Consider the following 24,385-nt stretch of genomic DNA (forward strand, 5'->3'; position numbering starts at 1 on the left):
ACGAACGGGACAGCCGCCCGGTTCCAGGGCGCTGAAACCGTCGTGAAACCGCGCTGAATGCGCCCTGCCGCAATCTCCGGTCCATGACGACACCGACTTCTCGCTCTCTCGCCATCACGGCCAGGGGGCTGCGCAAGGCCTACGGGGACAAGACGGTCCTCGACGGCATCGACCTGACGGTGCCGGCGGGCACGGTCTTCTCCCTGCTCGGTCCGAACGGCGCCGGCAAGACCACCGCCGTCAAGATCCTCTCCACCCTCATCAGCGCCGACGCCGGCGAACTGCACGTCGGCGGCCACGATCTGGCCGTCGACCCGCAGGCCGTGCGCGGCGCGATCGGGGTCACCGGGCAGTTCTCCGCCGTCGACGGCCTGATCACCGGCGAGGAGAACATGCTCCTCATGGCGGACCTGCACCATCTGTCCAAGCGCGAGGGCCGGCGGGTCGCCGCCGAGCTGCTGGAGCGCTTCGATCTCACCGACGCCGCGAAGAAGCCCGCCTCCACCTACTCCGGCGGCATGAGGCGCCGCCTCGACCTCGCCATGACGCTGGTCGGCGATCCGCGGATCATCTTCCTCGACGAGCCAACCACCGGCCTCGACCCGCGCAGCCGCCACACCATGTGGGGCATCATCCGGCGACTCGTCTCCGACGGCGTCACCGTCTTCCTCACCACCCAGTACCTGGAGGAGGCCGACGAACTCGCCGACCGCATCGCGGTGCTCAGTGACGGCAAGATCGCCGCCGAGGGGAGCGCCGATGAACTCAAGCGGCTCGTCCCCGGCGGGCATGTGCGGCTGCGCTTCTCCGACCCGGCCGCCTACCGGTCCGCCGCCCTCGCGCTGCGCGAGGTCACCCGGGACGACGAGGCACTGACACTGACGACCCCCAGCGACGGCGGCCAGCGCGAGCTGCGCTCCCTCCTCGACCGGCTGGACTCCGCCGGTATCGAGGCCGACGAACTGACCACCCACACCCCGGACCTCGACGACGTGTTCTTCGCCCTGACCGGCCCGGCCCACGTCCCCAACCAGCCCAAGGAGACCGTCCGATGAGCACCCTCCCCCTCGCCGTCCGCGACTCCTCCACGATGCTGCGCCGCAATCTGCTGCACGCGCGGCGCTACCCGTCACTCACTCTGAACCTCTTGCTGACGCCCATCGTCCTGCTGCTGCTCTTCGTCTATGTCTTCGGCGACGTGATGAGCGCGGGCATCGGTGGCGGCGGCGCCGATCGCTCCGACTACATCGCCTATCTCGTCCCGGGCATCCTGCTGATGACCATCGGCGCCACCCCGGCCGGCACCGCGGTGTCTGTCTCCATGGACATGACCGAGGGGATCATCGCCCGCTTCCGTACGATGGCGATCCACCGCGGCTCCGTCATCATCGGGCACGTCGTCGGCAGCGTCCTGCAGTCGCTTGCCGGCGTGGTCGTCGTCGGCGCCGTCGCCGTGGCCATCGGCTTCCGGTCCACGGACGCCACGGCCCTGGAGTGGCTGGCGGCGTTCGGGCTGCTGGCGCTGGTCGCCCTGGCGTTCACCTGGATCGCCGTCGGAATGGGACTGGCCAGCCCGAACCCCGAGGCGGCAAGCAACAACGCGCTGCCGCTGGTCATCCTCCCGCTCATTTCCAGCGCGTTCGTCCCGGTCGAGGCGATGCCGGGGTGGTTCCGGCCGATCGCCGAGTACCAGCCGTTCACCCCGGCCATCGAGACCCTGCGCGGGCTGCTGCTCGGCAGCGAGATCGGCCACAACGGGTGGCTCGCGATCGGCTGGTGCGTCGGCGTGGCCGTGCTCGGCCACTGGTGGTCGACGTCGTTGTTCAGCCGCGATCCGAAGTGACCGGCATGAGCGCCCTGACCGCCGTCCGCAACTCGTCCCGCTCCAGCCCTGCGTACTCCGACACCGCCTCGGCGTACGCCACCCTGTCGGCGTCCTCGGCCGCCTCCCGGGCAAGGGCTCCCGACATCGTCGGCTGGAACTCACGCAGCACCCGCAGCCGTTCGGCCAGCGCGATCATCCGTACCGCCGAGGCGTCGCCGGACGCGAGCCCCGCCCTGCCGAGCGCGTGCAGCACCGTCCCGATCACGGGGAGTTCCATGGACGTACGGTCCGGGCCGGAGATCAGCCTCGGCAGGAGCCGCCGCAGCCGGTCCACCGGCTCCACGACGAGGTCAAGGCGGCCGGCGTGTGCGTGGGCTGTCACCGCCGCCGACTGGATCTGCAGCGCCCACGGGTCGGTCCAGGGGTCGCCGCCGTGCATCGCACCGGCCTCGGGCAGCCGCTCCACGGCGCCGCGCCACAGGCCGAGCCCGACCTCCGTCAGCCCGCGGGCGAGCGCGATCTCGGCGCGCACACCGAGGTCGGGGCTGTAGAAAACGTCCTGCTGCGACGTGCCGTCGCCCTCCGCCTGCCGCAGCCAGTACCCGGCCTCGTCGGGGTCGCCGCGCTGCAGGCAGGCAAGGGCGAGGCCGCTGCGGACGCCGATGTAGTCATGCTCGTCGCCGAGCCGCGGGAGCGCCTTGAGCGCCGCCTTGAGGTATCCGTACGCGGCGTCGCCCCGCCCCGTCTTCAAGCACAGCTCGCTCACCCGGGAGTAGCCCATGACCTGCATGGACGGGTCGTCGATCGGGCCCAGTGCGGCGATCATCCGGCGGGCCGAGGAGAGCGCGCGGTCGATGTCGTGTTCGTACTCCCACACATAGGTGGCCGCGCACTCGGCGATGCCGGCGACCAGTGGCCGCTCGCTGCCGCAGAGCCTGTGCAGCACTTCGTAGTCGGGAGGGAGCATGTCGGGGACCGCGCTCAGCACCACCGCGGTGGCGCGCAGCAGCGTGTCCGGCGGGGCCGGGGGCAGCCGCCGCAGGGTGACGAGCTGCCGTGCGACGTGCGGTCCGTAGTCCATGAACAGGCTCGCCGTGCACAACACGGCCGCGGCGCGGGCCACTTCGACGTATTCGGGCTCGGGGTGGAAGTGCGAGAGCGGCGGGCCGGTCTCCGCGGCGAGGGCGGCCAGGCGGGGGTGGTTGGAGTCGGTGGACCACAGGGCGGCGAGGACGGCGGTGACGGCGGCGGTGGTGGGGCCGTCCGTACGGGCCAGGGCCTGCCGCAGGGCCGCCACGAGATTGTCCTGCTCGGCCTTGATCGGCTCCCGGGCGGCCCGCGGTTCCGGTCCGAGGAGCCCGCCGTGGTGCGCGACCCCGAAGTCCCGCGCCCAGACGAGGAACCGGCCGACGGCCTCCTCGTCCTCGCCCGCCTCCGCACGCCGGGCCGCGCTGAACTCCCGTACGGTCTCCAGCATCCGGAACCTGACGCCGACCGGGGTGTCGGCGACGGTGATCAGCGACTGACCGGCCAGCTGTTCAAGGAGGAACAGCGCGTCCTCGCCGAGGACCCGCTCCGCCGCTTCGCCCGAGAAACCGCCGGGGAAGACGGACAGGGTGCGCAGCGCCGCCCGGGCACCGTCCACGAGCAGGTTCCAGCTCCACTCCACGACCGCGTACAGCGTGCGGTGGCGCTCCGGTACGCCCCGTACCCCGCCGCTCAGCAGCGCGAACCGGTCGCCGAGACGGCGGGCGATCTCCGGCACGGAGAGCACCCGCACCCGCGCCGCGGCCAGCTCCACGGCGAGCGGCAGCCCGTCGAGATGGCGACACAGCTCGGCCACCGCGTCCGGCGGCAGTCGCACACCGGGCCTGGCGGCTCGGGCCCGCTGGGTGAACAACTCGATGGAGGTGTCGAGACCGAGTTCCGGCAGCGCGTACGCCGCCTCCGAGGTCAGGCCGAGGGGGGCCCGGCTGGTGGTGAGCACCCGCAGGTCCTTCGAGGACGAGACGAGGGCCCGCACGAGGTCGGCGGCGCCCCGGACAACCTGTTCGCAGTTGTCCAGGACCAGCAGCGCGGGCCCGGTACCGAGCACGCCCAGGATGCCGGAGACCGGGTCGGCCGGGACATGGCCGCTCATGGCACCGGACCGCCCCTCGCCGGCGCCGAGCGCGGAGGCCACCTCCGCGGCCACGTCCTCGTCCGCCATGACGCCGGCGAGCGGCACGAAATACACCACGCGCTCCTCGGCCCGGCGGCTGACGGCGTGCGCGAGCCGGGTCTTGCCGAGGCCGCCGGGGCCGACGACGGTGACGGCGCGGGAGAAGCGCAACAGCCGCTCCACCGCCGCGATGTCCTCGTCCCGGCCGAGGAGCGGGTTGGGCTCGTGCGGCACGCCGTGCCTCGCGACGGGCGGCTCGCCGCGCAGCAGCTCCTGCTGTACGGCCCTGAGACCGGCGCCCGGATCCGTGCCGAGCTGGTCGCGCAGCTCACGGCGGTACGTCTCGTACCGCGTCAGCGCGGCGGACGGACCCGCCGTCGCCGCCTCGCCGCGCAGCAACTCGGCGAGTACTTCCTCGTCGCGCGGATGCGCCGAGGCGGCCATGGCCAGCGGCCCCGCCGCCTCCGCGTGTCGTCCGAGACGGGCGAGCGCGAGCGCCCGCGTGCGTACGAGCGCGTCGCGGACGGGGGCGCGCTCGGTGCGCAGCGCGGCCACGGGGTCGTCGGTGTCGCCGTCCCCGACCGGAGCGCCCTCCCACAGCGCGAGCCCGGCCTCGGCCTCGGCCAGCGCACCCGCGTGGTCCCCGGCCCTGGCCCGGTCCGCGCCGGCGGCGGCGTGCAGCAGCAGGGCGGCGCTGTCGACCTGGTCCTCGGCGAGCGCGAGCCGGTATCCGGTCGCCGTGCTGACGAGGACGTCGGCGTCCAGCCGCGCCCGCGCCCTGGACACGAGGACCTGCACCGCCTTTCCCGGCCGCTCCGGCAACTCGTCCGGCCACAGCCCCGCCACCAGCCGCTCGGTGCTGCAGCCCGTGCGCAAGTCGCCCGCGAGGAGCGCGAGGAGACCGCGGAGCCGGGGCGCGGTGACCTCGTGTCCTCGATAGGCGACACGCGGCAGCAGGGTCAGCTCGATGGTCATCCGTGCACATTAGCCAAGGCCCGGACGCCGGAACCCGCGCCGTGGGCGAACCCCGGTTCAGTTGAGAACGACCACATCCGTGCGGATACGGATCGGGCTGTTCCAGGCGATATTGATCTTGACGGTCACGATTCCGGAGCCGGGGGCGATCCCCGTCACCGTGACGGGCGCGGCGCCGATGAACCGGACCCCGTTGGCGTCGACCTCGGAGGCCGTGACGATGACCGTCGAGTTCGGGTTGATGACGTTCCAGGTGATGGGGAAGTTGACCCAGCCGTTGTACGCGCCCCAGACGACCCAGCCTCGCCACAGATCGGCGACATTGCCGCCGGTGACCGCGAGTCCATCGGCCTGGGCGGCTACCTCCGCATTGGTTTCCGGTGCGTTGAGTGTGGACACAGCGGTCCCTTCTCTCAGGGTGAGCGGGCCCCGGAAGTCGACCGGATCGTCCGATCGAGAGAGCCCGTCGCTCTCAGTGTCCGGTCGACTACATGCCGCTACAACCCCTCGTAAGGGTGAACTCGCCCGACTCTCAACCACTCTGACGGACAACAACCGCGACGCGGTGATAGCGAACTTCGGCCCCGATGGACGTTGGAGGAACGCCCACCGAGGCCGGAGCCTCCACCGTACCGTTCTACTCGGTGGCGATCGCGTTCAGTACGTTCATCCGACCGGCCCGGAAGGCCGGGACCAGGGCGGCGAAGAGTCCGACGAACGCCGAGGCCACGAAGACCGTCAGGATCGTCGGCCACGGTATCTCCAGGACGCCGAGACCCTCCAGAGCCAGCAGCTTCTGGGCCGAGGTGCCCCAGCCCATGCCGAGCCCGAGTCCGAGCAGGGCGCCGAAGAGGGCGATGACCACCGACTCCAACCGGATCATGCGGCGCAGTTGGCGGCGGGAGAGCCCGATCGCCCGCAGCAGACCGATCTCGCGGGTCCGCTCCACCACCGACAGCGCCAGGGTGTTCACCACTCCCAGCACCGCGACGATGATCGCGAGCGCCAGCAGGCCGTAGACGATATTGAGGAGTTGGCCTATCTGGTCCCTCAAGTCCTGCTTGAAGTCGGTCTGGTTCTGCACCGTGTACTGCGGGTAGGCCGCGAGCGAGTCCTTGAGGGCGGCGTACGCCTCCTTCTCCTTGCCCTCCTCGGCCGCCGCGAACATGATCATGTTCTTGGGCATCTTGTCGGCCGGTACATACCGCTGGGCTGTCGTGACGCTGGTGTACATCGCGCCCTTGTCGATGGTCGCCTCGTCCGAGGTGATCGCCGCGACCGTCAGCTCGGCGCTCTTCCCGCCCGGGAAGACGACCGATATCCGGTCACCGACCTTCACGCGGTGCTCCTTCGCGTAGGTATCGCCCACCGACATCGCGTCCTTGCCGTACGCGGCGGACAGCTCACCCGCGACGGTCTCGCGGCGCAGGTCCTGGGCGTAGGTCGGGTCGGCGGCGACGATGCCGTCGGACTCCGTCTTTCCGTCCGGGGCGGTCAGCTTGACGTCGACCCACTTGTACTCGGTGACATGCGCGATGTCCGGCGCCTTCTCCAGCGCCGCCTGGGCCCCCGGCATGATCGGCTGGCCGTTGTCGGACTGGATGATGAAGTCCGCGCCGACCGACTTGTCCAGCTCGTCGGTCGCGGAGGCGACCATCGAGGAACCGACCACCGACAGACAGGCCACCAGCGCGAGCCCGATCATCAGCGCGGCGCCCGTCGCTCCCGTACGCCGCGGATTGCGCAGCGCGTTGCGCTCGGCCATCCGGCCGACCGGGCCGAACATCCGCAGCACGACCGCGCCGATCGCCCGGACCAGCGCACCGGCGAGCAGCGGACCGATCACAACGAAACCGATCAGCGTGCAGACCACGCCCGCCCCGAGGAAGACCGAACCCTCACTCGCCTCGTCGGCCCGCGTCGATATGAGGAGCGCGGCACCGCCGGCCCCGGTGAGCACCAGACCGATGGCCGCCCTGATCCATCCGGCCCGGCCGTCGGCGGGGGTGCCCGCGTCGCGCAGGGCCGCCATCGGCGAGATCTTCCCGGCCCGGCGGGCGGGAACGTACGCCGAGACGACGGTGACGACGACACCGAGCACCAGCCCGATCGCCGGAGTCGTCCACTTCACCGTCAGATCCTCGGTGGACAGATCCATGCCCATGGAGGACATGAGCTCCATCAGACCGACGGCCAGCCCCACCCCGGCGGCGACACCTGCGATCGAGCCGAAGATCCCGAGCAGCACCGCCTCCAGCAGCACCGAGCGGTTGACCTGCTTACGGCTGGAGCCGAGGGCCCGCATCAGACCGATCTCGCGGGTCCGCTGCGCGACCAGCATCGAGAACGTGTTGACGATCAGGAAGATGCCGACGAGGAAGGCGATCCCGGCGAAGCCGAGCATCGCGTACTTCATCACATCGAGGAAGGAGCCGACATCCGCGCGGTTCGCGTCCGCGGCTTCCTTCTGCGTCTGGAGTTTGTAGGGGCCGCCGCCGAGAGAGGCCGCCACGTCCTGCTTCAACGCGCTGTCACTGACGCCCTCGGCCGCGGTGACATTGACATGGGTGAACCGGCCGGTGTCCCCGAGCAGTTCACGCTGGGCGGTCGCCGTGTCGAAGAAGATCGCCGCCGCACCGGGGTTGGTGACGGTGAACGTGGCGATCCCGGAGATCTTGGCCTGGAAATCACCCGTGACAGCGATGGTGCGCAGCTCGTCACCGATCGCGAGGTGGTGCTTCTCGGCGGTGTCGGCGTCGACCATCACCTCGGTGGGCCCGCGCGGCGCGTGACCCGAGGTGATCTCCATCGAACGGAGGTCGTTACGCGTCCAGTTGCCGGCGATCGTCGGCGCACCGCTGCTCGCGCCCACGTTCTCGTTGTCGGCGTTCACGACCGTCACGCTCGTGCTGCTGACCGCGCCCTCGGCGGACTTCACTCCGTCCGCCGTCCGCACCGTCTCGACGACCGAGGCGGGCAGCGACTCGGGCCTGCCGGTCTGGGAGGTCTCGTCCACGCCCTTGGGCGCCTTGGGGCTGACCGTGACATCCGAGGACGTCGCGGCGAAGAGCTTGTCGAACGTCGTGTTCATCGTGTCCGTGAACACCAGGGTGCCGCTGACGAACGCCACTGACAGCAGGACGGCGACGGCGGAGAGCGCCATCCGTCCCTTGTGCGCGAAGAAGTTGCGCATGGAGGTCCTGAACACGGTCACGACGTACGCCCCCGGGCATCGAAGTCCTTCATGCGGTCGAGCACGGCGTCGGCCGTCGGACGGAACATCTCGTCCACGATCCGGCCGTCCGCGAGATACAGCACCCGGTCCGCGTACGACGCGGCGACCGGGTCGTGCGTGACCATCACGATCGTCTGGCCCAGCTCGTCGACCGACCGGCGCAGGAAGCCCAGCACCTCGGCGCCCGCGCGCGAGTCCAGGTTTCCCGTCGGCTCGTCACCGAAGATGATCTCGGGGCGGGCGGCGAGCGCCCTGGCCACCGCGACCCGCTGCTGCTGACCACCCGACAGCTGGGTCGGCCGGTGCGAGAGCCTGTCGGCGAGACCCACCGTCTCCACGACCCGCCGGAGCCACGGACCGTCCGGCTTACGGCCCGCGATGTCCATGGGCAGCGTGATGTTCTCCAACGCGTTGAGCGTCGGCAGCAGGTTGAACGCCTGGAAGATAAAGCCGATCCGGTCCCGGCGCAGCTGGGTGAGCCGCTTGTCCTTCAGCTTCGTGATCTCGGTCTCGTCCAGATGGATCTCGCCCGAGGTCACCGTGTCCAGACCCGCGAGGCAGTGCATCAGCGTCGACTTGCCCGAGCCGGACGGGCCCATGATCGCGGTGAACTGCCCGCGGTCGATGTCCACATCGACATGGTCGAGCGCCACGACCCGGGTCTCCCCCGCGCCGTACGCCTTGACGACCTGCCGCGCTCGCGCCGCGACGGCCGTACGCTTTCCAGTACCCCCGTGCCTGGGAATGGTCACAGCCGTTGTCACGGTAAGTCTCCTATTTCGCTTGATACACCGAGTGTTCGTCGGGTGGTGTTCTGAGTTTGCTGGTATCGGGGCCCCCGGCGCGCTGGTGCACAGCGCAGTCTTCAACTGGGGTTTTCCCCACCCCCCTGCTGCGGTGGGCCCCCTTCTCGCGGGCCCTCGCGGCGGTAGGACCAACGTAAGGAACCAGCCACCGTTCCCTCGTCCTCCGGCGGGACGAACGACCCCTTGCCAGAAGTAGGGAGGAGTCCCTAGGGGACTCCACCGCGAGGGGGAGCGGAACGAATGGGGGGGCGGCGGGTGGGTGGTGGGGGGGCTGGTGGGCAGGTGATGGACGGGGGATGGACGGGCGGAGTGCGCGCCCTCCCCCGCGAGAGGCCCGGGTGAGAGGCTGTTCCCTTGGAGATACATGCATAGGGAAGGGATCCCGTGAGCGGCGCCGGCGGAAGTACCGAGGACTCCGGACGTACGGAAGCGATACCCGAAGCCCGGGCCACGGCCCCGCCGCCCGGGCCACCGGCCGGACCACCGCCGAGTCCGTCAGCCACACCGCCGTCCGCACCCGAACCATCCGCACCCGAACCATCCGCGGCCACACCGCCGTCCGCCGCCACGCCGTCCGCACCGCCCCACAAGGGCGGCCCGGCACGCGGTCGCGGCCCGGTCGTCGCCGCCCTGATGCTCGGCATGGCACTCGCCGCGCTCGACGGCACCATCGTCTCCACGGCCGTCCCGCAGATCGTCGGCGACCTCGGCGGATTCGCCGTCTTCTCCTGGCTGTTCTCCGGCTATCTGCTCGCCGTGACGGTCACCCTGCCCGTGTACGGAAAGCTCTCCGACACCTTCGGCCGCAAGCCCGTCCTGATCGCGGGCATCATCCTCTTCCTCGTCGGCTCACTGCTCTGCGCCACCGCCTGGAACATGGCCTCGCTGATCGCCTTCCGCGTCGTCCAAGGGCTCGGCGGCGGCGCGCTCCAGGGCACGGTGCAGGTCATCGCCGCCGACCTCTACCCCCTCAAGGAACGCCCCAAGATCCAGGCCAAACTGTCCACGGTCTGGGCCACCTCGTCCGTCGCCGGCCCCGCTCTCGGCGGACTGCTCGCCGGATACGCGGACTGGCGCTGGATCTTCCTGATCAATCTGCCGGTGGGCGCCGTCGCGCTCTGGCTGGTGGTCAGATATCTGCACGAACCGAACCGGGCCACAGCCACCGAGGGCACCGGCGCGGCCCCGGACCGGGCACCGCGCCGCCGCGTCGACTGGGCGGGCGCGCTGGCCGTCTTCGCCACCGGCGCGCTGCTCCTCACCGCCCTCGTCCAGGGCGGCGTCGCCTGGCCCTGGATCTCCGTACCCTCATTCGCCTTCCTCGGCGGCAGCGCGGTCCTCGCCGCCGCCACCGTCGTCATCGAACGCCGCGCCGCGGACCCGATCATCCCGGGCTGGGTCTGGCGCCGCCGCACCATCGCGGCCGTCAACCTCGCCCTCGGCGCGCTCGGCCTGCTGATGGTCGCTCCGACCGTCTTCCTGCCCACGTACGCGCAGTCCGTGCTCGGACTCGGCCCGATAGCCGCCGGCTTCGTCCTCTCCGCCATGACGCTGAGCTGGCCCGTCAGCGCGGCCTTCTCCAACCGCCTCTACAACCGCGTCGGCTTCCGGCTGACCGCCGTCATCGGGATCTCCCTCGCCCTGCTGGTGCTGCTCGCCTTCCCGCTCCTCCCCTATCCCGGCCAGGCCTGGCAACCCGCGCTGATCATGCTGCTGCTCGGCGCCGCACTCGGGATCTTCCAATTGCCCCTGATCATCGGGGTCCAGTCGACCGTGGGCTGGTCGGAACGGGGAACGGCCACGGCGTCCATACTGTTCTGCCGCCAGGTCGGCCAGAGCGTGGGCGCCGCCCTGTTCGGGGCGGTGGCCAACGGCGTACTCGCCGCCCGCCTCACCAACGCCCCCACCCCCGGACTCCCCGACGACCTCGACTCCGTCTCCAAGGCACTGGAGAACCCGGCCACGCTCACCGCCGAGGCCGCGGACTATCTGCGCCGGGCGATGGACAGCGCGGTGGAATACGTCTACCTGGGCGCGGCGGGAGCGGCGGCCGTCGCCCTGCTGGTGCTCATTTTCGTGGCCCCCCGTCGGTTCCCCGTACTCACGGATCCGGAATAGGTAGTACTCCCGGAGCAGGGAGTACTACAAGGACTCGGAACAGGCACCCAAGGTCCGGAGCAGCTAACCGAGATCCGAAACAGGTACCCAAGGTCCGGAACAGGCACCGAAGGCCCGGCACAAGCACCGAAGTTCCGGCACAGGCACCCAAGGTCCGGCACAGGCACCCGCGGATCCCGAACTGCCCTCGTCACTCCTCCGCCGGCACGCGCCCCGTGAGCGCCGCCAGCGTGTTCCGCACATGCGCCATATGCGCCCGCGTCTCCTCGCACGCGACCGTGTGCTCCCGCAGCAGCCGCTCCGTCTCGCGCGCGACGCCCTCCGCGTCCGCGCGTGCCCTCGCGAGCAGTTCCTCGGCCCGCGCCGCCGCGTCCTCCTGACCATGGCGGGCCTGTTCGCCCGCCTCGGAGAAGGCCCGCTGCGCCGCCACCAGCTGGAGCTGGGCGTACGCCAGGAGTTCGTCGTGCTGGACCCGCGACGCGGCTTCCCGGTCGGCGACTTCGCGCTCCGCCGCCGCCAGTTCCTCGCCCTGCTTCTGCTCCTGCTCCTCGATCACACGCCGAGTGCGCCGGCGCACCTCCTTGAGTGCGGCGAGCGATTCCGCACGCTGCGCCGTAACCTCGCGCCGTGCCTCGGCCCTCGCCGCCTCGGCCGCGCCCGTAGCGGCACGCAGAACCTGCCCGGCGTACGCCTCCGCCTCCGCCCGTACGGCGTCGGCCCGCTGACGCGCTGTCTCGCGCAGCTGATCGGCCGCCGCACGCGTCGCGTCGACGACCGCCTGGGTCTCCTCACGCACCTCGGTCCGTACCGTCTCGTCCTCCTGGTTCGCCAGGGCCAGGATCTGCTGGGCGCGGCGGCCGAGCTCCTCGTACGTCTGCGGCGGCAGCGCCGCCACCCGCTCCCGTAGCCGCTCCGCCTCGCCCTCCATCTCCTTGGCGAGGACGGTGAGCCGCGCCACGCGCTCCCAGGCGTCATCACGGTCCCGGAACAGCGCCGTGACCTCCCGCTCGACCTGCTCGGGGCGGTAGCCACGGCCACGTACGGGCACGAAGCCATGAGCCGACAACGGTGCGGCAACCATCCTTGAAGCCCCTTTCCGACACACGACACACAGAACGCCATCCGGCACAATCCTGCTGGAGCGAACCGAAGTGCCCATACCACGACACTCCGCCCAGCCACCCCGGTCAAGGATGCGGTATCAACCCCGAAAAGGTGGAAACGCGGAAAAACGGAAAAGCGGAACGGCCGGGGCGCCCCCGCATGTCGCGGTGGGCGCCCCGGCCGTTCGCCGGGCCACTGTGTTCAGGACGTCAGAGCAGTCCGTCCCACATCTGCTCCAGCAGCACCGACCACCAGTTCTCCGGCGACGACAGCGCCGCCGGGTCCAGCGTCGAGAGCTGCGCCTGGAAGTCGACGGTCCAACGGCCCGCCTGCTCCGGGGTGAGGCCGAACCTCAGCGGCCACATCCGGCCCAGCAGCGCCAGCGAGCGCGTGAACTCGGGCAGCCCGGTGTTCACGAACTGCGGAGGCACCGACTGCCCGCCCGGACCCGCCTCGACCGGTACGGCCATGATGTGCGCCGTGCCGTACTGGACACACAGCGCGCGGCCGAAGTCCGTGCCCATCACCAGATACGAACCGGCGTCCGGGGCCGGCCGTACCTGCCGCTGCGCGGCCAGTTCGGCCAGCGTCGGCACCACCGGCTGGGGGGGCTGCGCCCAGAAGAACGGCCCGACTACGAACGGCAGCCCCGCCCACACCAGCGTGCGCGCCACGATCTCCGGCACACCCTGACGGGACACCGCCCGCTCGTCGAACCGGCAGATGCCCTGCGGTCCGAACACGCCCCCCAGCTCCTGCGCGATCCCCTCCGGGGGGATCGGCGGCGCGGCCGGCAGCTGCGGCAGCGGAGCGCGCACCGGCGCGGGCCGGGCGGGACCGTCCGCGACCTGGTGCAACTCGCCCTGGTGGGTGAGCAGATGCCGCATACCCTGCTGCCTGCTGGCGTGGTCCTGGCCGTACGGGGCGACGCTGGTGATGCGTACCTGCGGCCAGGTCTCCCGGATCATCCGCGCGCAGTAGCCGCCGGGCAGCTCGCACGACTCCAGCTCCGTGTGCAGTTCGAGCACCTGCTCCGGCGGCACGTTCATGGCGCGCAGTTCATGCAGGAACTGCCACTCCGGGTGCGGGGTACCGGGCGCGGAGCGGCGGATGAGCTGGGCCTCGGAACCGTCGGGCGCGCGGTAGCGCAACACGGCCTGGTAGCCGGGGCCGACGGTCGGCACACCGGACGGCTGTTGCGGATACCCGTACGCCGGGGGCTGAGGGTGAGGGGCCGACGGCGGTACGGGACCACCGGGGCCGGGGCCACCGGGTACGGGACCACCGGGGCCGGGGCCCCCTGGCGGCATGCCGGGCGGCGCGCTCGGCGGACCGGGCGGGCTCGGCGGACCGGGCGGACCGGGCGGGTTGGGCGGCTGCTGGCCCGTCTGTCCCGGGCCGGCGAGCATGGTGGCCGCATGATGTGGATCACCCGGAGGCGCACTGGGAGGACCGGGCGGACCGGGCGGACCGGGCGGAACTGGAGGGCCGGGCGGCTGCGGAGCACCAGGAGGCGTTCCCGGAGCACCCGGAGCACCCGGCGGTCGCGGTGGCCCCGGCGGCCGGCTCGTCTGGTTCGGGTCCGCGAACATCGTCGCCGCGTGATGCACCCCGCCCGGAGGCGTACCAGGAACCCCAGGCGGACCGGGAGGCACCGGAGCACCAGGCGGACCAGGAGGAGCAGGAGGACCAGGAGGCTGCTGCACACCAGGCGCACCAGGCACACCAGGCGCACCCGGCGGCCCAGGAGGCAGCGGTCCGTTGGAGCCGGGACCGCCGAGGCTCGGGGTCAATTGCGTCGGCAGATAGCCACCCGCTGGGACACCGGGCGTTCCGGGACCCGACGGCGGCGGAGTCGCACCCGGCGGACGCGCGCCGGGAACACCGGGCGCGCCCGGCGGCGGCGGAGTCGCCGCACCACCACCGCGCGTACCACGCGGCGGTACGGTCGCCTTGCTGGTCGCGGCATCGGCGATATCGGCGGCCCCCGGCCCGGACGCCGGATCCGCGCCGGAACCAGGTCCGGCGGATTCCCCGGGCACCGGCCCCGGCTCCTGTCCCGCCAGTCCGGGAGCGACCGTCGTACGCGCCAAGTGGCTGCCGCCCGACATCAGCGCGGTCGGCGCCTCGGCAGCCACGACCGGCGGCGGCGTGTCCTCGTCATCCGCCCCCGAGAGCGGCGGCGCGAAGACCGTCGCGGGAATCGGTACGGAACCGTCCTCCGACCAGGCGGACGAGCCGTTGGTGTCGGTCCCGGCCCACGGCGTGGCCCCCGTGGGCGCACCCGGCGCGGCGGCGGGCACGCCGTCGTTGGAGGTGGGCTCGTACGCATCGGACCAGGCGGAGCTGCCCTGCGAGGTATTGCCGCCACCGAGCGACCCGCCCGTACCCGAACCGGCCGCACCCGAACCGCCCGAAGCGGACGGAACGGAAGGAGCGGCAGCAGGAGCAGGCGAAGGGGAAGGGGAAGGGGAAGGGGAAGGGGAAGGGGAGGACGAAGGCTCCGGCGTCCGCCGGTCCGGAATCCCGAGCTTGTCCGCCGCGTCCTGAAGCCACTCCGGCGGTGTCAGCAGGAACGACGTCTGATTCAGATCGATACGCTGCGGCGTCTCCGGAGCGGTCGGCGCCGTCTCCGGCATCCCGTACTCCTCCTCGTACCGGCGGATCACCTCCCCCACCGGCAGCCCCGGCCACAGCGTCGCCTCACCACTGTCCCTGGCGATCACCAGCCGCTGCCGGCCCCCGTCCGACGTCGGACCGCCCTCGCGGTCCTCCGCCCACGCCACGAAGCCCAGCTCGAACTCCCGCACCCGCACCTCACGGTGCTGGTAGCCGGGCAGATCGGCGTTGACCCACTCTTCCGCGCGCTCCTGCGCCTGCGCGAAGGTCACCATCGCGCTCACCCCTCCACCGGGACGGCGCGCGCGAAGCCGCCGTCCACCATCAGGTTCGCCACGGTCTCCAGCTCCGGCGGATTGCCCGCCAGACGCAGCAGGAATGCGTCGAAGTCATCACCGCAGGGGAGCAACAGCCGCTCCACCCGCTCCCCCACGCTCCAGCCGTCCTGGTCCCTGGCGTCGTCATACGCGCAGAACCAGACAGAACCGATCCGGTCACCCCTGACCTTGACCGCCAGAATGCCGCCCTGGACGAAACCGACGGCCAGATAGTCCTTGGTCAGATGGTCCCGCAGACACTTGTTCGCGTACACCAGATCATTGACCGCGGCCACGTCCCGCACGGTGAGGAACGGCTGGTCCACCAGCAGCCCCAGCTCCGCGTCGAGCGCCGCGCCCACCGGCGCGCAGCCGCCCGCCGCCTTCAGGAACGAGCGGTACGCGCCCGGCAGCCGGTAACCGAGATCCTCCTCCACCCCCAGCAACTGCTGCTCGCTGACCGACAACGCGCTCTTCGGCAGCCCGAAATGGGCCGGTCTGGTCTCCTGGAGAGGACGCGTCCCCCGCTTGCCGTGATCCACCCGTGCCGTCGCCAGACCACCGTGATGGCGCAGCAGCGCCTTCACCTCCACCGGCACCAGCACCATCCGGCGCGAGGCCGGCAGATGGTGCCACGTCCAGCCGTGCGGTGTGGCCACCGACGGGACCGTGTCCCACAGTTCATGCCCCGCGGCGGCCAGCGCGGCATTCGCCGACACATAGTCCGTGAGCCGCAGCTCGTCCACGCCGAACCCCTCCGGGGGCTCGGCTATCTCCGCGGCGGCACGCGCGTACGGCGAGAAGTCCGGATAGCCGTCGTCATCCACCCGTACACCTCTGGGGTGACGGGAGGCCCGGACCGGATCCGGGAAATGCACGACCTGCCCGGCGTAGGCCGAGTTCGGTGGCGCGGCTTGCTGCCCGAGCCGACCTGTCGTCATGGCGGTTGCCCCCTGCTGCGCTTCCGGCTGGTTCCACAGCCCTGGTTGCAGGACAGCCTATGCGGTGGGGCAAGAGGGGGGCCGACGCTCCTCCCCCGGCCGTTTCCCCCGTACCGCGGCCCTGTCCCGGCCGTGTCCCCGCCCGTGTCCCCGCCCGTGTCCCCACCCCCGTCCCCGCCCGTGTCCCCACCCCTGTCTCCACTCTTGCCCCAGCCCTGTCCCCGCCCTTGTCCTTACGCCGATCGGGCGTACTCCGACGGGAGCGGCCGGCCCCGTGACGGCCCGTCACGCAGGCGTGACCCAGTGCCGACGCCACGCCACGATCCACGCCCCAGCTTCCCGACAGCCCGCCGCATTTGGCAGGCTGTGCAGGCAAACAGGGGCGTGACAGCAGGAATACGGGGGCGTGAACGAGCGGCTGCCAGGCCGCCGGCACCGGGAGGGGACAGCACATGCACACCGCACCAACCGACGCGTCCGGGGACCCACGCCTCAGCTGGAGCAGCACCGAACCACACCGTCCACCGGTGCTCCACCGGCGCAGGGACGGCATTCTGCCCGCCGTCGCCGCCGCGCTCTCCGTCCGCGGCCAGACCCTCACCTGCACCGCCGGCAAGGCCGACCAGCCACCCGTACTCCACCCCCTCGTACAGGACTTCCTCGACACGCTCAGCAGCGGTCAGCGCGAGCGGTTCACCGGCCGCTGCCCCGAGGCGATCCTGCTCTCCCGCCAGCTGACCGCCGCCGAGGCCGGGCGCTCCAAACGGGCCAGACGAAAACCCTTGTCCCACAGCGAGGCACGCCGCTCCCTCAAACACGCCAAGCTGACCGCCCGCCGCATCCGCGAGGACGGCGATCCGCTCCACGGCAGCTACGCCCCGCCCTGCCGCTCCTGCGCGCCGCTCCTCGCCCACTTCGGCGTACGGCCCGTCGACCCCACCGAGAACGGCTGAGCATGCGCGACCCGCACACCACCCGCTTCCCCGTCCCCGTCGACGCCGCGCTGCGCGAGGCCGGCTGGCAGCCGGGACGCTGGGACATACGGCGGGCCGAGGAGTGGGCCGACGCCCTGCGCGCGCACACCACACCCGCCGGCCACCGACACGCCGTCCTCCCCGCCGCCGTCGAGGTCTGGGCGGAGTTCGGCGGACTGCGCGTCGTCGCCCCCGGTCCCGGCCGGCAGATCGCCCCGGCCGTCGTACGGATCGACCCGCTGGCCGGCATCCACCTCGCCCGTACGCTCGCCGACCTCGGCCGCTCCCTGGACACGGAGATCAGCCCGCTCGGCGAAGAGGGCGACGGACAGGCCATCCTCGCGATCGACACCACGGGCCGCGTCTTCAGCATCGACCACACCGGCGACTGGTACCTGGGCCCGAACATCGACCGGGCGCTCGGCACCCTGCTCACGGGCCTGGAACCGGCACGTCTCACCTCGGGCTGAGGGCGACGGGCTGACGACGGCCGAGGGCTGACCACGGCCGAGGGCTGAGCGCCGTGGGCCGAGACACGCCTCACATCCGAGACACGCCTCACATCCACGGGACGGCCTCACATCCGGGGGACGGCCTCAGGCGGCCCGGCGATGCGGCAGCACCGCCGATACGCGGAAACCCCCCGCGTCCGTCTCCCCCGAGACGAACACCCCGCCCAGCGCCGTCACCCGCTCCCGCATCCCCACCAGGCCATTACCGCCGCTCGGCAGCCGTACATCCTGCGCGCCACCGTCCGAAGGCCCGTTCTCCACCTGCATCGCGACCTCCTCCTCGCGGTGCGCCAGCCGGACCATCACCTTCGCGCCCGCCGCGTGCTTCAGCACGTTCGTCAGCGCCTCCTGCACCACGCGGTACGCCGTCTGCTCCACCTCCGGCGCGTACGCACGGGACTCGCCCTGCACCATCAGCTCCACGACCATCCCCGTGTCCCTGGACTCCCCGACCAGCGCCTCGATGTCCCCCATACCCGGACCGTCCTCGGCCGCGGCAGCCGCGGCGGCAGCGGCGGCAGCGCCCACGGCCGCCAGCGGCACCGCCGCCGGAACGTCCGCCGACACCGCGTCCGACGCCTGGCGCGCCGCCACCTGCTCCCCGGTCCGCAGCACCCCAAGCATCTCCCGCAGCTCCGTGAGCGCCTGCCGCCCCATGTCACCCACCAGCGCCGCGTTCTTCACCGCCTTCGGCGGATCCTTCAACGCCACCGCCTGGAGCGCCGCCGCGTGCACCACCATCAGGCTCACCCGGTGCGCCACGACGTCATGCATCTCACGGGCGATCCGCGTCCGCTCCTCCGTACGCGCCCACTCCGCGCGCTGCTCGGCCCGGTCGGCCAGCAGCGACAGCTCCTGCTCCAGACTGTCCGCCCGCTCGCGCAGGCTCTCCATCAGCCGCCGCCGCGCCCCGACATAGAGCCCGAACAGCACCGGCGGCGCCGTCAGCCCCAGCGACATCAGGACCGCGACCAGGGGCGCGTACCACCCGGCGGCGTCGAAGCCCGTGTCGGCCACGTTCTGTCTCATCCGTACGTACGTGACGATCAGGGTGCCGACGAGCGACATGCCGGTCAGCGCGCCGAGGATCCGGCGCGGGGCCTCCGAGGCGGCGAGCGTGTACAGCCCGACCAGCCCCATCAGGTAACCCATCTCCGCCGGAGTGATCGCGATCGAGACGAGCACCACGGCGAACGGCCACCGCCGCCGCACCAGCAGCACCGCACCGGCCAGCAGCCCGAAGACCACCCCCACCGGCACGGGCAGCGCGGCGATGTCCGCGAACCTGCTCCCCTCAAGCCCGCACTCCAGCGCCGAAACCAGCGCCAGCCCCACGTCCAGTACGGCACTGCGTCGTCGTTCCCACCACCACCAGCCGCGGGCGTTCGCTCCCGCCGCGTCCTGGTGTGCCCCCGTTATGGTCATGTCGTCCACCCTACGGGCGCCCGTACCCCGATTTCCGGCGACCACCGCAGCACGGCCCGGGACGGGACACGCGGGGAAGGCGCATCGATACCTCGAACTGGTGAATCGCCCGCACATTCGAGCCGGACGTCCGCATTCCGGACGACGATCCCCGTATGACAGCAATCCACGGCAGATACGCCGACTTCGAGGGATTGAGGCGACAGGCCGTCGCACTGCGTCGCCAGGGCCTCAGCCGTCGCCAGATACGCGACCGGCTCCACGTACACAACAACGACATCCTCAACCGCCTCCTGGAAGGCGAGCCACCCCCGGACTGGACGAAACGCCCGAACGCGAAGGACGACCTCCGCGAGAAGGCACGCGAGCTGCGCCTGCGGGGGCTCACGTACGACCAGATCCAGCTGGAGCTGGGCTGCTCGAAGAGCTCGATCTCACTGTGGGTGCGGGACCTGCCCAAGCCGGAACGGCGCGAGACGGCGGAGCAGGCGAAGCTGGCGGCCCGGAAGCGGTGGGACCACGAGCTGGCGGTACGGGACGAGAAGCGCCGGCAGACGAAGGCGGTGGCAGCGGCCGAGGTCGGGGCGCTGTCCGACCGCGAACTGTTCCTGCTCGGCGTCGGCCTCTACTGGGCCGAAGGAACCAAGGACAAGCCATATGACCGCCGAGAGACCGTCATCTTCGTGAACAGCGACGTCGGCGTGATCCAGGTGTACCTCGCCTGGCTCGACCTGCTCAGAGTGGAGCGCGACCGCCTGCGCTACCGCGTGATGATCCATGAGTCCGCCGACGCGGAGGCCGCGGAGAAGTACTGGGCCGATCAGGTCCGCGCCGACGTGTCCACTTTCCAGAAGACGACCCTGAAGAAGCACAACCCCAAGACGGTACGGAAGAATGTCGGCGAGACGTACCGGGGCTGCCTGGTTATCCGGGTTGCCCAAGGCGCCGAGCTTTACCGTCGCATCGAGGGCTGGTGGTACGGCATAGTAGGAGCGGCCGCTCGCACCGAATAGCCGAATGTCCGGTTCGCAGTGGCTTGCTATCCCCCATGGTGTAATCGGCAGCACTGCGCACTTTGACTGCGTATGTCCAGGTTCAAATCCTGGTGGGGGAGCTGCGCAGTTCGGGTCCTGACCTCACCGGTCAGGACCCGTCCTCGTTTCCGTCACGAAACCCACCGGTATCCTGCGGTTGTCCATCACCCGAAGCCGAAGGGCATTCCCGTGAGCGCCAACCGCCCGGCAGCCGTCGTCGTTCTCGCAGCGGGTGAAGGAACCCGCATGAAGTCGAAGACCCCCAAGGTTCTGCACGAGGTCTGCGGGCGCTCGCTCGTCGGGCATGTCGTGTCCGCGGCCCGTGAGCTCGGCCCCGAGCAGCTTGTGGTGGTCGTCGGACACGCCCGTGAGCGGGTCGAGGGCCATCTCTCCGCCGAGTACGCGGGTGTCCGCACCGCCTACCAGGCCGAGCAGCACGGCACCGGGCATGCCGTACGGATCGCCCTCCAGGAGCTGGGGGCCACGCCGCACGGGACCGTGATCGTCGCTTGCGGCGACACTCCGCTGCTCTCCGGCGAGACTCTGAACGCGCTGGCCGCGACGCATGCCGCCGATGGCAACGCGGTGACGGTGCTGACCGCCGAGGTCCCGGATTCGACGGGGTACGGGCGGATCGTCCGGGACGGGGCGAGCGGCGCGGTCACGGCGATCGTGGAGCACAAGGACGCCACCGACGCGCAGCGCGCGATCCGTGAGATCAACTCGGGTGTCTTCGCGTTCGACGGACCGTTGCTGGCGGACGCGCTGGGCAAGGTGCGTACGGACAACAGCCAGGGCGAGGAGTACCTCACCGATGTGCTCGGCATTCTGCGGGAGGCGGGGCACCGCGTCGGCGCGTCGGTCGCCGTCGATCACCGCGAGATCCTGGGCATCAACAACCGCGTGCAGCTGGCCGAGGCGCGCCGGCTGCTGAACGGGCGGCTGCTGGAGCGGGCGATGCTGGCGGGGGTGACGGTGGTGGATCCGGCGTCGGTCTTCGTCGATGTGACGGTCACGTTCGAGCAGGACGCGGTGGTGCAGCCCGGTACGCAGTTGCTGGGGGCCACGCATCTGGGCGAGGGTGCCGAGGTGGGGCCGAATTCGCGGCTGAAGGACACGGTGGTGGGCGCGGGCGCGCGGGTGGACAACACGGTGGCGGACGGCGCGGAGATCGGCGAGGCCGCTTCGGTGGGGCCGTACGCGTATCTGCGGCCGGGTACGCGGCTGGGCGTGAGGGCGAAGGCGGGTACGTACGTCGAGATGAAGAACGCGACGATCGGTGAGGGCACGAAGGTGCCGCATCTGTCGTATGTCGGGGATGCGACGATCGGCGAGTACACGAATATCGGCGCCGCGAGCGTGTTCGTGAACTACGACGGTGAGTCGAAGCACCACACGACGGTCGGCTCACATTGCAGGACGGGCTCGGACAACATGTTTGTGGCGCCTGTCACGGTGGGGGACGGCGCGTACACGGCTGCCGGGTCGGTCATCACGAAGGACGTACCGCCCGGTTCGCTGGCCGTGGCCCGGGGCCAGCAAAGGAATATCGAGGGCTGGGTGGCCAGGAAGCGGCCGGGAAGTGCCTCCGCGCAGGCGGCCCAGGCGGCCGGGACGACCCCGGTCGGCGGCGAGAACGAAAGCTGACCGGAAAGAGACGCGTCGATCTCGGCGTACCGTGATAACTGACGATTCGGCTGGCTCGCAGGTACGCGCGGGTGCAGCGGCCATCAACACGTCTGAGGAGACAGTGCTGTGACCGGGATCAAGACGACCGGCGAGAAGAAGTTGATGCTCTTCTCCGGCCGCGCCCACCCCGAGCTGGCCGAGGAGGTCGCGCAACAGCTGGGTGTCGGGATTGTGCCGACCAAGGCGTTCGATTTCGCCAACGGTGAGATCTATGTGCGCTATCAGGAGTCGGCCCGTGGCGCTGACTGCTTCCTGATCCAGAGCCATACCGCTCCGATCAATAAGTGGATCATGGAACAGCTGATCATGATCGATGCGCTGAAGCGGGCCTCGGCCCGGAGCATCACCGTGATCGTGCCGTTCTACGGCTATGCCAGGCAGGACAAGAAGCACCGCGGCCGGGAGCCGATTTCGGCCCGGCTGGTCGCGGATCTGATGAAGACCGCGGGGGCTCACCGGATCCTGACGGTCGATCTGCACACGGACCAGATCCAGGGCTTCTTCGACGGTCCGGTGGACCATCTCTTCGCGCTGCCGGTGCTGGCGGACTATGTGGCCGGGAAGGTGGACCGGTCGAAGCTGACGGTCGTCTCGCCGGACGCGGGCCGGGTGCGGGTCGCGGACCGCTGGTGCGACCGGCTGGGGGCGCCGCTGGCGATCGTGCACAAGCGCCGTGACAAGGATGTCGCCAATCAGGTGACCGTCCACGAGGTCGTCGGAAATGTGTCGGGCCGGGTCTGTGTCCTGGTGGACGACATGATCGACACCGGTGGCACGATCTGCGCGGCGGCGGACGCGCTCTTCGCGCACGGCGCCGAGGACGTCATAGTGACGGCCACGCACGGTGTGCTGTCGGGTCCGGCGGCCGACCGGCTGAAGAACTCGAAGGTCAGTGAGTTCGTCTTCACCAATTCGCTGCCCGACCCGGGCAATCTCGATCTCGACAAGATCACGGTCCTGTCGATCGCGCCGACGATCGCCCGTGCGGTGCGTGAGGTGTTCGAGGACGGTTCGGTGACCAGCCTCTTCGAGGAGCAGGCGTAATCACGCGGGCGTAGGCACGCAGGCGTAACGGTCCTGCGGACCCCGCGCCCCGGGCCTGCGCGGAGCGCGGAGCGCGGGGCACGGAGATCGATTTCTGAGGCGGCCTCCCCGCCGGGTAGACTCACTGAGTTGCTCGGCGAGGGAGGCCGCACTCATGTGCGGCGGTCCGTTATCGACGCGCTCTTCGTAGCAGGCCTGTCGTGGCCGGGTGACGGCCGATTTCCTGTCATCTACGAGGAGTGCCGTCATGGCTGAAGTGAAGATCAGCGCCGAGGTCCGTGCCGAGTTCGGCAAGGGCGCCGCCCGCCGTACCCGTCGTGCCAACAAGGTCCCCGCCGTCATCTACGGCCACGGTGCCGACACCGTTCACGTGACCCTGCCGGGCCACGAGCTGATGATGGCGCTCAAGACGGCGAACGCGCTGATCTCCCTGGACATCGAGGGCCGCAACGAACTGGTCATCCCGAAGGCCGTCCAGCGCAACGCGCTCAAGGGCCACATCGAGCACGTCGACCTGCTCGCGGTGAAGCGCGGCGAGAAGGTCACCGTCGAGGTCGCGGTGCACACCGAGGGCGAGCTGGCCCCGGGCGCCAACCTGCTGGAGAACGTGCTCAACACCCTGACCGTCGAGGCCGAGGCCACCCACATCCCGGAGTCCGTCACGGTCTCCGTCGCGGGTCTGGACGCCGGTGACTCGATCGTCGCGAAGAATGTCCCGCTGCCGTCCGGCACCACGCTGGTCACGGACGAGGACGCGGTCGTCATCCAGGTCCTGGCCGCGCAGGCCGAGGAGCCGGCGGAGGAGGCCGAGGCGGCCGAGGGCGCCGAGGGCTGATCCGTACGCTGTGCCCCACGGGGTGGCGGGCCTCGGCCCGCCACCCCGTTCGCCTGTCCGTACACCACCCGGCCACGCGATCCATCTGATCCACCCGATCCCACCCGATCCAGCTGATCCAGCCGATCCAGAGGAGACGCAGCGCGGATGACCACGGATGCCAACGCCCCCTGGCTGATCGTCGGCCTGGGAAATCCCGGGCCCGGTTACGCGGCCAACCGGCACAATGTCGGGTTCATGGTGGCCGATCTGCTGGCGGAGCGTATCGGCGGCTCCTTCAAGCGGGCGAAGGCGCAGGCCCAGGTGATCGAGGGCCGGATCGGGCCGCCGGGTCCCGGCAATCGCCGGGTCGTGCTGGCCAAGCCCCTCTCGTACATGAATCTGTCCGGTGGTCCGGTCATCGGGCTGCGCGACTTCTACAAGGTCCCGACGGCGAACATCGTCGCGATCCATGACGAGCTGGACATCGACTACGGCGTGCTGCGGCTGAAGCTGGGCGGCGGGGACAACGGCCACAACGGGCTGAAGTCGATGACGAAGGCGATGGGCCCCGACTACCACCGGGTACGGTTCGGGATCGGCCGGCCGCCGGGCCGGATGCAGGTCGCGGACTTCGTCCTGAAGGACTTCTCGTCGGCGGAGCGCAAGGAGCTGGGGTACTTCGTGGACCGTGCGGCGGACGCGGTGGAGGCGCTGGTGATCGAAGGGCTTGAGCGCGCGCAGAGCACGTACAACTCCTGACGGCCCCGTGTCCTCGGCGGTTTCCAGGGG

General features: G+C 70.9%; 18 protein-coding genes and 1 tRNA gene. 11 read left to right on the forward strand and 8 right to left on the reverse strand.

Translation table 11 applies throughout. The annotated features are described in order from the left end of the window. Positions 1-83 precede the first annotated feature (83 nt). Positions 84-1,055, forward strand: a complete 972-nt coding sequence (locus ACFRMN_RS23700; protein WP_383022596.1) for an ATP-binding cassette domain-containing protein — start codon at positions 84-86, stop codon at positions 1,053-1,055. After that, complete coding sequence (locus ACFRMN_RS23705; protein WP_383022598.1) at positions 1,052-1,843, forward strand: ABC transporter permease; 792 nt, start codon at positions 1,052-1,054, stop codon at positions 1,841-1,843. The genes ACFRMN_RS23700 and ACFRMN_RS23705 overlap by 4 nt, the downstream gene beginning before the upstream one ends. On the opposite strand, the gene ACFRMN_RS23710 is transcribed toward ACFRMN_RS23705, so the two are convergent. The 4 genes from ACFRMN_RS23710 to ACFRMN_RS23725 form a co-directional block, all read right to left on the reverse strand. Next, entirely contained in the window at positions 1,824-4,961 is a 3,138-nt protein-coding gene (locus ACFRMN_RS23710) for an ATP-binding protein (protein ID WP_383022599.1), read from the reverse strand. The two genes, ACFRMN_RS23705 and ACFRMN_RS23710, sit on opposite strands and share 20 nt — an antisense overlap. Positions 4,962-5,018: 57 nt before the next feature. Then, positions 5,019-5,360: a hypothetical protein gene (locus ACFRMN_RS23715; protein WP_383022601.1), complete on the reverse strand. Its 342-nt coding sequence runs from the start codon at positions 5,358-5,360 to the stop codon at positions 5,019-5,021. 238 nt (positions 5,361-5,598) lie between these two features. Beyond that, positions 5,599-8,175 (reverse strand): ABC transporter permease, encoded by a 2,577-nt coding sequence (locus ACFRMN_RS23720; RefSeq protein WP_383022603.1) that lies wholly within the window; start codon positions 8,173-8,175, stop codon positions 5,599-5,601. Beyond that, the gene (locus ACFRMN_RS23725; RefSeq protein WP_383022605.1) at positions 8,172-8,960 is read right to left on the reverse strand and encodes an ABC transporter ATP-binding protein; all 789 of its coding nucleotides are present in this window, start codon (positions 8,958-8,960) and stop codon (positions 8,172-8,174) included. The genes ACFRMN_RS23720 and ACFRMN_RS23725 overlap by 4 nt, the downstream gene beginning before the upstream one ends. 675 nt (positions 8,961-9,635) lie before the next feature. Here ACFRMN_RS23725 and ACFRMN_RS23730 point away from each other — a divergent pair. Beyond that, the gene (locus tag ACFRMN_RS23730) at positions 9,636-11,120 is read left to right on the forward strand and encodes an MFS transporter (protein WP_383022606.1); all 1,485 of its coding nucleotides are present in this window, start codon (positions 9,636-9,638) and stop codon (positions 11,118-11,120) included. 190 nt (positions 11,121-11,310) lie between these two features. Here ACFRMN_RS23730 and ACFRMN_RS23735 read toward each other — a convergent pair whose 3' ends face one another. The 3 genes from ACFRMN_RS23735 to ACFRMN_RS23745 all read right to left on the reverse strand — a co-directional run bounded on the left by ACFRMN_RS23735 (position 11,311) and on the right by ACFRMN_RS23745 (position 16,101). Continuing rightward, positions 11,311-12,201, reverse strand: coding sequence for a cellulose-binding protein (locus ACFRMN_RS23735; RefSeq protein WP_383022608.1), 891 nt, complete (start codon positions 12,199-12,201; stop codon positions 11,311-11,313). A gap of 232 nt (positions 12,202-12,433) precedes the next feature. Then, a complete protein-coding gene (locus tag ACFRMN_RS23740; protein ID WP_383022755.1) occupies positions 12,434-15,118 on the reverse strand; it encodes an SUKH-4 family immunity protein in 2,685 nt (894 codons plus the stop codon). Positions 15,119-15,123: 5 nt separating this feature from the next. Next, positions 15,124-16,101, reverse strand: a complete 978-nt coding sequence (locus ACFRMN_RS23745; RefSeq protein ID WP_383022609.1) for an SMI1/KNR4 family protein — start codon at positions 16,099-16,101, stop codon at positions 15,124-15,126. Positions 16,102-16,553: 452 nt separating this feature from the next. Between ACFRMN_RS23745 and ACFRMN_RS23750 the strand changes: the two genes are divergently transcribed. Then, complete coding sequence (locus tag ACFRMN_RS23750) at positions 16,554-17,054, forward strand: YwqJ-related putative deaminase (protein WP_383022611.1); 501 nt, start codon at positions 16,554-16,556, stop codon at positions 17,052-17,054. Positions 17,055-17,056: 2 nt separating this feature from the next. After that, positions 17,057-17,545 (forward strand): SUKH-3 domain-containing protein, encoded by a 489-nt coding sequence (locus ACFRMN_RS23755; protein ID WP_383022612.1) that lies wholly within the window; start codon positions 17,057-17,059, stop codon positions 17,543-17,545. Positions 17,546-17,671: 126 nt separating this feature from the next. On the opposite strand, the gene ACFRMN_RS23760 is transcribed toward ACFRMN_RS23755, so the two are convergent. After that, a complete protein-coding gene (locus ACFRMN_RS23760) occupies positions 17,672-19,012 on the reverse strand; it encodes a sensor histidine kinase (protein ID WP_383022614.1) in 1,341 nt (446 codons plus the stop codon). Positions 19,013-19,167: 155 nt separating this feature from the next. Between ACFRMN_RS23760 and ACFRMN_RS23765 the strand changes: the two genes are divergently transcribed. From ACFRMN_RS23765 to pth, 6 genes are all read left to right on the forward strand, one after another. Further along, positions 19,168-20,025, forward strand: coding sequence for a hypothetical protein (locus ACFRMN_RS23765; RefSeq protein ID WP_383022615.1), 858 nt, complete (start codon positions 19,168-19,170; stop codon positions 20,023-20,025). 29 nt (positions 20,026-20,054) lie between these two features. Further along, positions 20,055-20,126, forward strand: a tRNA-Gln gene (locus ACFRMN_RS23770). Between the two features lie 109 nt (positions 20,127-20,235). Further along, positions 20,236-21,693 (forward strand): bifunctional UDP-N-acetylglucosamine diphosphorylase/glucosamine-1-phosphate N-acetyltransferase GlmU, encoded by a 1,458-nt coding sequence (gene glmU / locus ACFRMN_RS23775; RefSeq protein WP_383022617.1) that lies wholly within the window; start codon positions 20,236-20,238, stop codon positions 21,691-21,693. 108 nt (positions 21,694-21,801) lie between these two features. Further along, a complete protein-coding gene (locus ACFRMN_RS23780) occupies positions 21,802-22,779 on the forward strand; it encodes a ribose-phosphate diphosphokinase (protein ID WP_383022619.1) in 978 nt (325 codons plus the stop codon). A gap of 247 nt (positions 22,780-23,026) precedes the next feature. Continuing rightward, a complete protein-coding gene (locus ACFRMN_RS23785) occupies positions 23,027-23,614 on the forward strand; it encodes a 50S ribosomal protein L25/general stress protein Ctc (protein ID WP_383022621.1) in 588 nt (195 codons plus the stop codon). Positions 23,615-23,761: 147 nt separating this feature from the next. Then, a complete protein-coding gene (gene pth / locus ACFRMN_RS23790) occupies positions 23,762-24,355 on the forward strand; it encodes an aminoacyl-tRNA hydrolase (RefSeq protein ID WP_383022622.1) in 594 nt (197 codons plus the stop codon). The last annotated feature ends 30 nt before the right edge of the window (positions 24,356-24,385 follow it).

Origin of the sequence: Streptomyces sp. NPDC056835 (genome assembly GCF_042789485.1) — a bacterium.
Classification (GTDB): domain Bacteria; phylum Actinomycetota; class Actinomycetes; order Streptomycetales; family Streptomycetaceae; genus Streptomyces.

Excerpts from the sequence above, each read along its gene's own strand:
- ACFRMN_RS23700 (WP_383022596.1), top strand. The coding sequence starts at position 84 with ATGACGACACCGACTTCTCGCTCTCTCGCCATCACGGCCAGGGGGCTG.
- ACFRMN_RS23705 (WP_383022598.1), top strand. The coding sequence starts at position 1,052 with ATGAGCACCCTCCCCCTCGCCGTCCGCGACTCCTCCACGATGCTGCGC.
- ACFRMN_RS23710 (WP_383022599.1), bottom strand. The coding sequence starts at position 4,961 with ATGACCATCGAGCTGACCCTGCTGCCGCGTGTCGCCTATCGAGGACAC.
- ACFRMN_RS23730 (WP_383022606.1), top strand. The coding sequence starts at position 9,636 with ATGCTCGGCATGGCACTCGCCGCGCTCGACGGCACCATCGTCTCCACG.
- ACFRMN_RS23735 (WP_383022608.1), bottom strand. The coding sequence starts at position 12,201 with ATGGTTGCCGCACCGTTGTCGGCTCATGGCTTCGTGCCCGTACGTGGC.
- ACFRMN_RS23740 (WP_383022755.1), bottom strand. The coding sequence starts at position 15,118 with ATGGTGACCTTCGCGCAGGCGCAGGAGCGCGCGGAAGAGTGGGTCAAC.
- ACFRMN_RS23745 (WP_383022609.1), bottom strand. The coding sequence starts at position 16,101 with ATGACGACAGGTCGGCTCGGGCAGCAAGCCGCGCCACCGAACTCGGCC.
- ACFRMN_RS23750 (WP_383022611.1), top strand. The coding sequence starts at position 16,554 with ATGCACACCGCACCAACCGACGCGTCCGGGGACCCACGCCTCAGCTGG.
- ACFRMN_RS23755 (WP_383022612.1), top strand. The coding sequence starts at position 17,057 with ATGCGCGACCCGCACACCACCCGCTTCCCCGTCCCCGTCGACGCCGCG.
- ACFRMN_RS23760 (WP_383022614.1), bottom strand. The coding sequence starts at position 19,012 with ATGACCATAACGGGGGCACACCAGGACGCGGCGGGAGCGAACGCCCGC.
- ACFRMN_RS23765 (WP_383022615.1), top strand. The coding sequence starts at position 19,168 with ATGACAGCAATCCACGGCAGATACGCCGACTTCGAGGGATTGAGGCGA.
- ACFRMN_RS23785 (WP_383022621.1), top strand. The coding sequence starts at position 23,027 with ATGGCTGAAGTGAAGATCAGCGCCGAGGTCCGTGCCGAGTTCGGCAAG.
- pth (WP_383022622.1), top strand. The coding sequence starts at position 23,762 with ATGACCACGGATGCCAACGCCCCCTGGCTGATCGTCGGCCTGGGAAAT.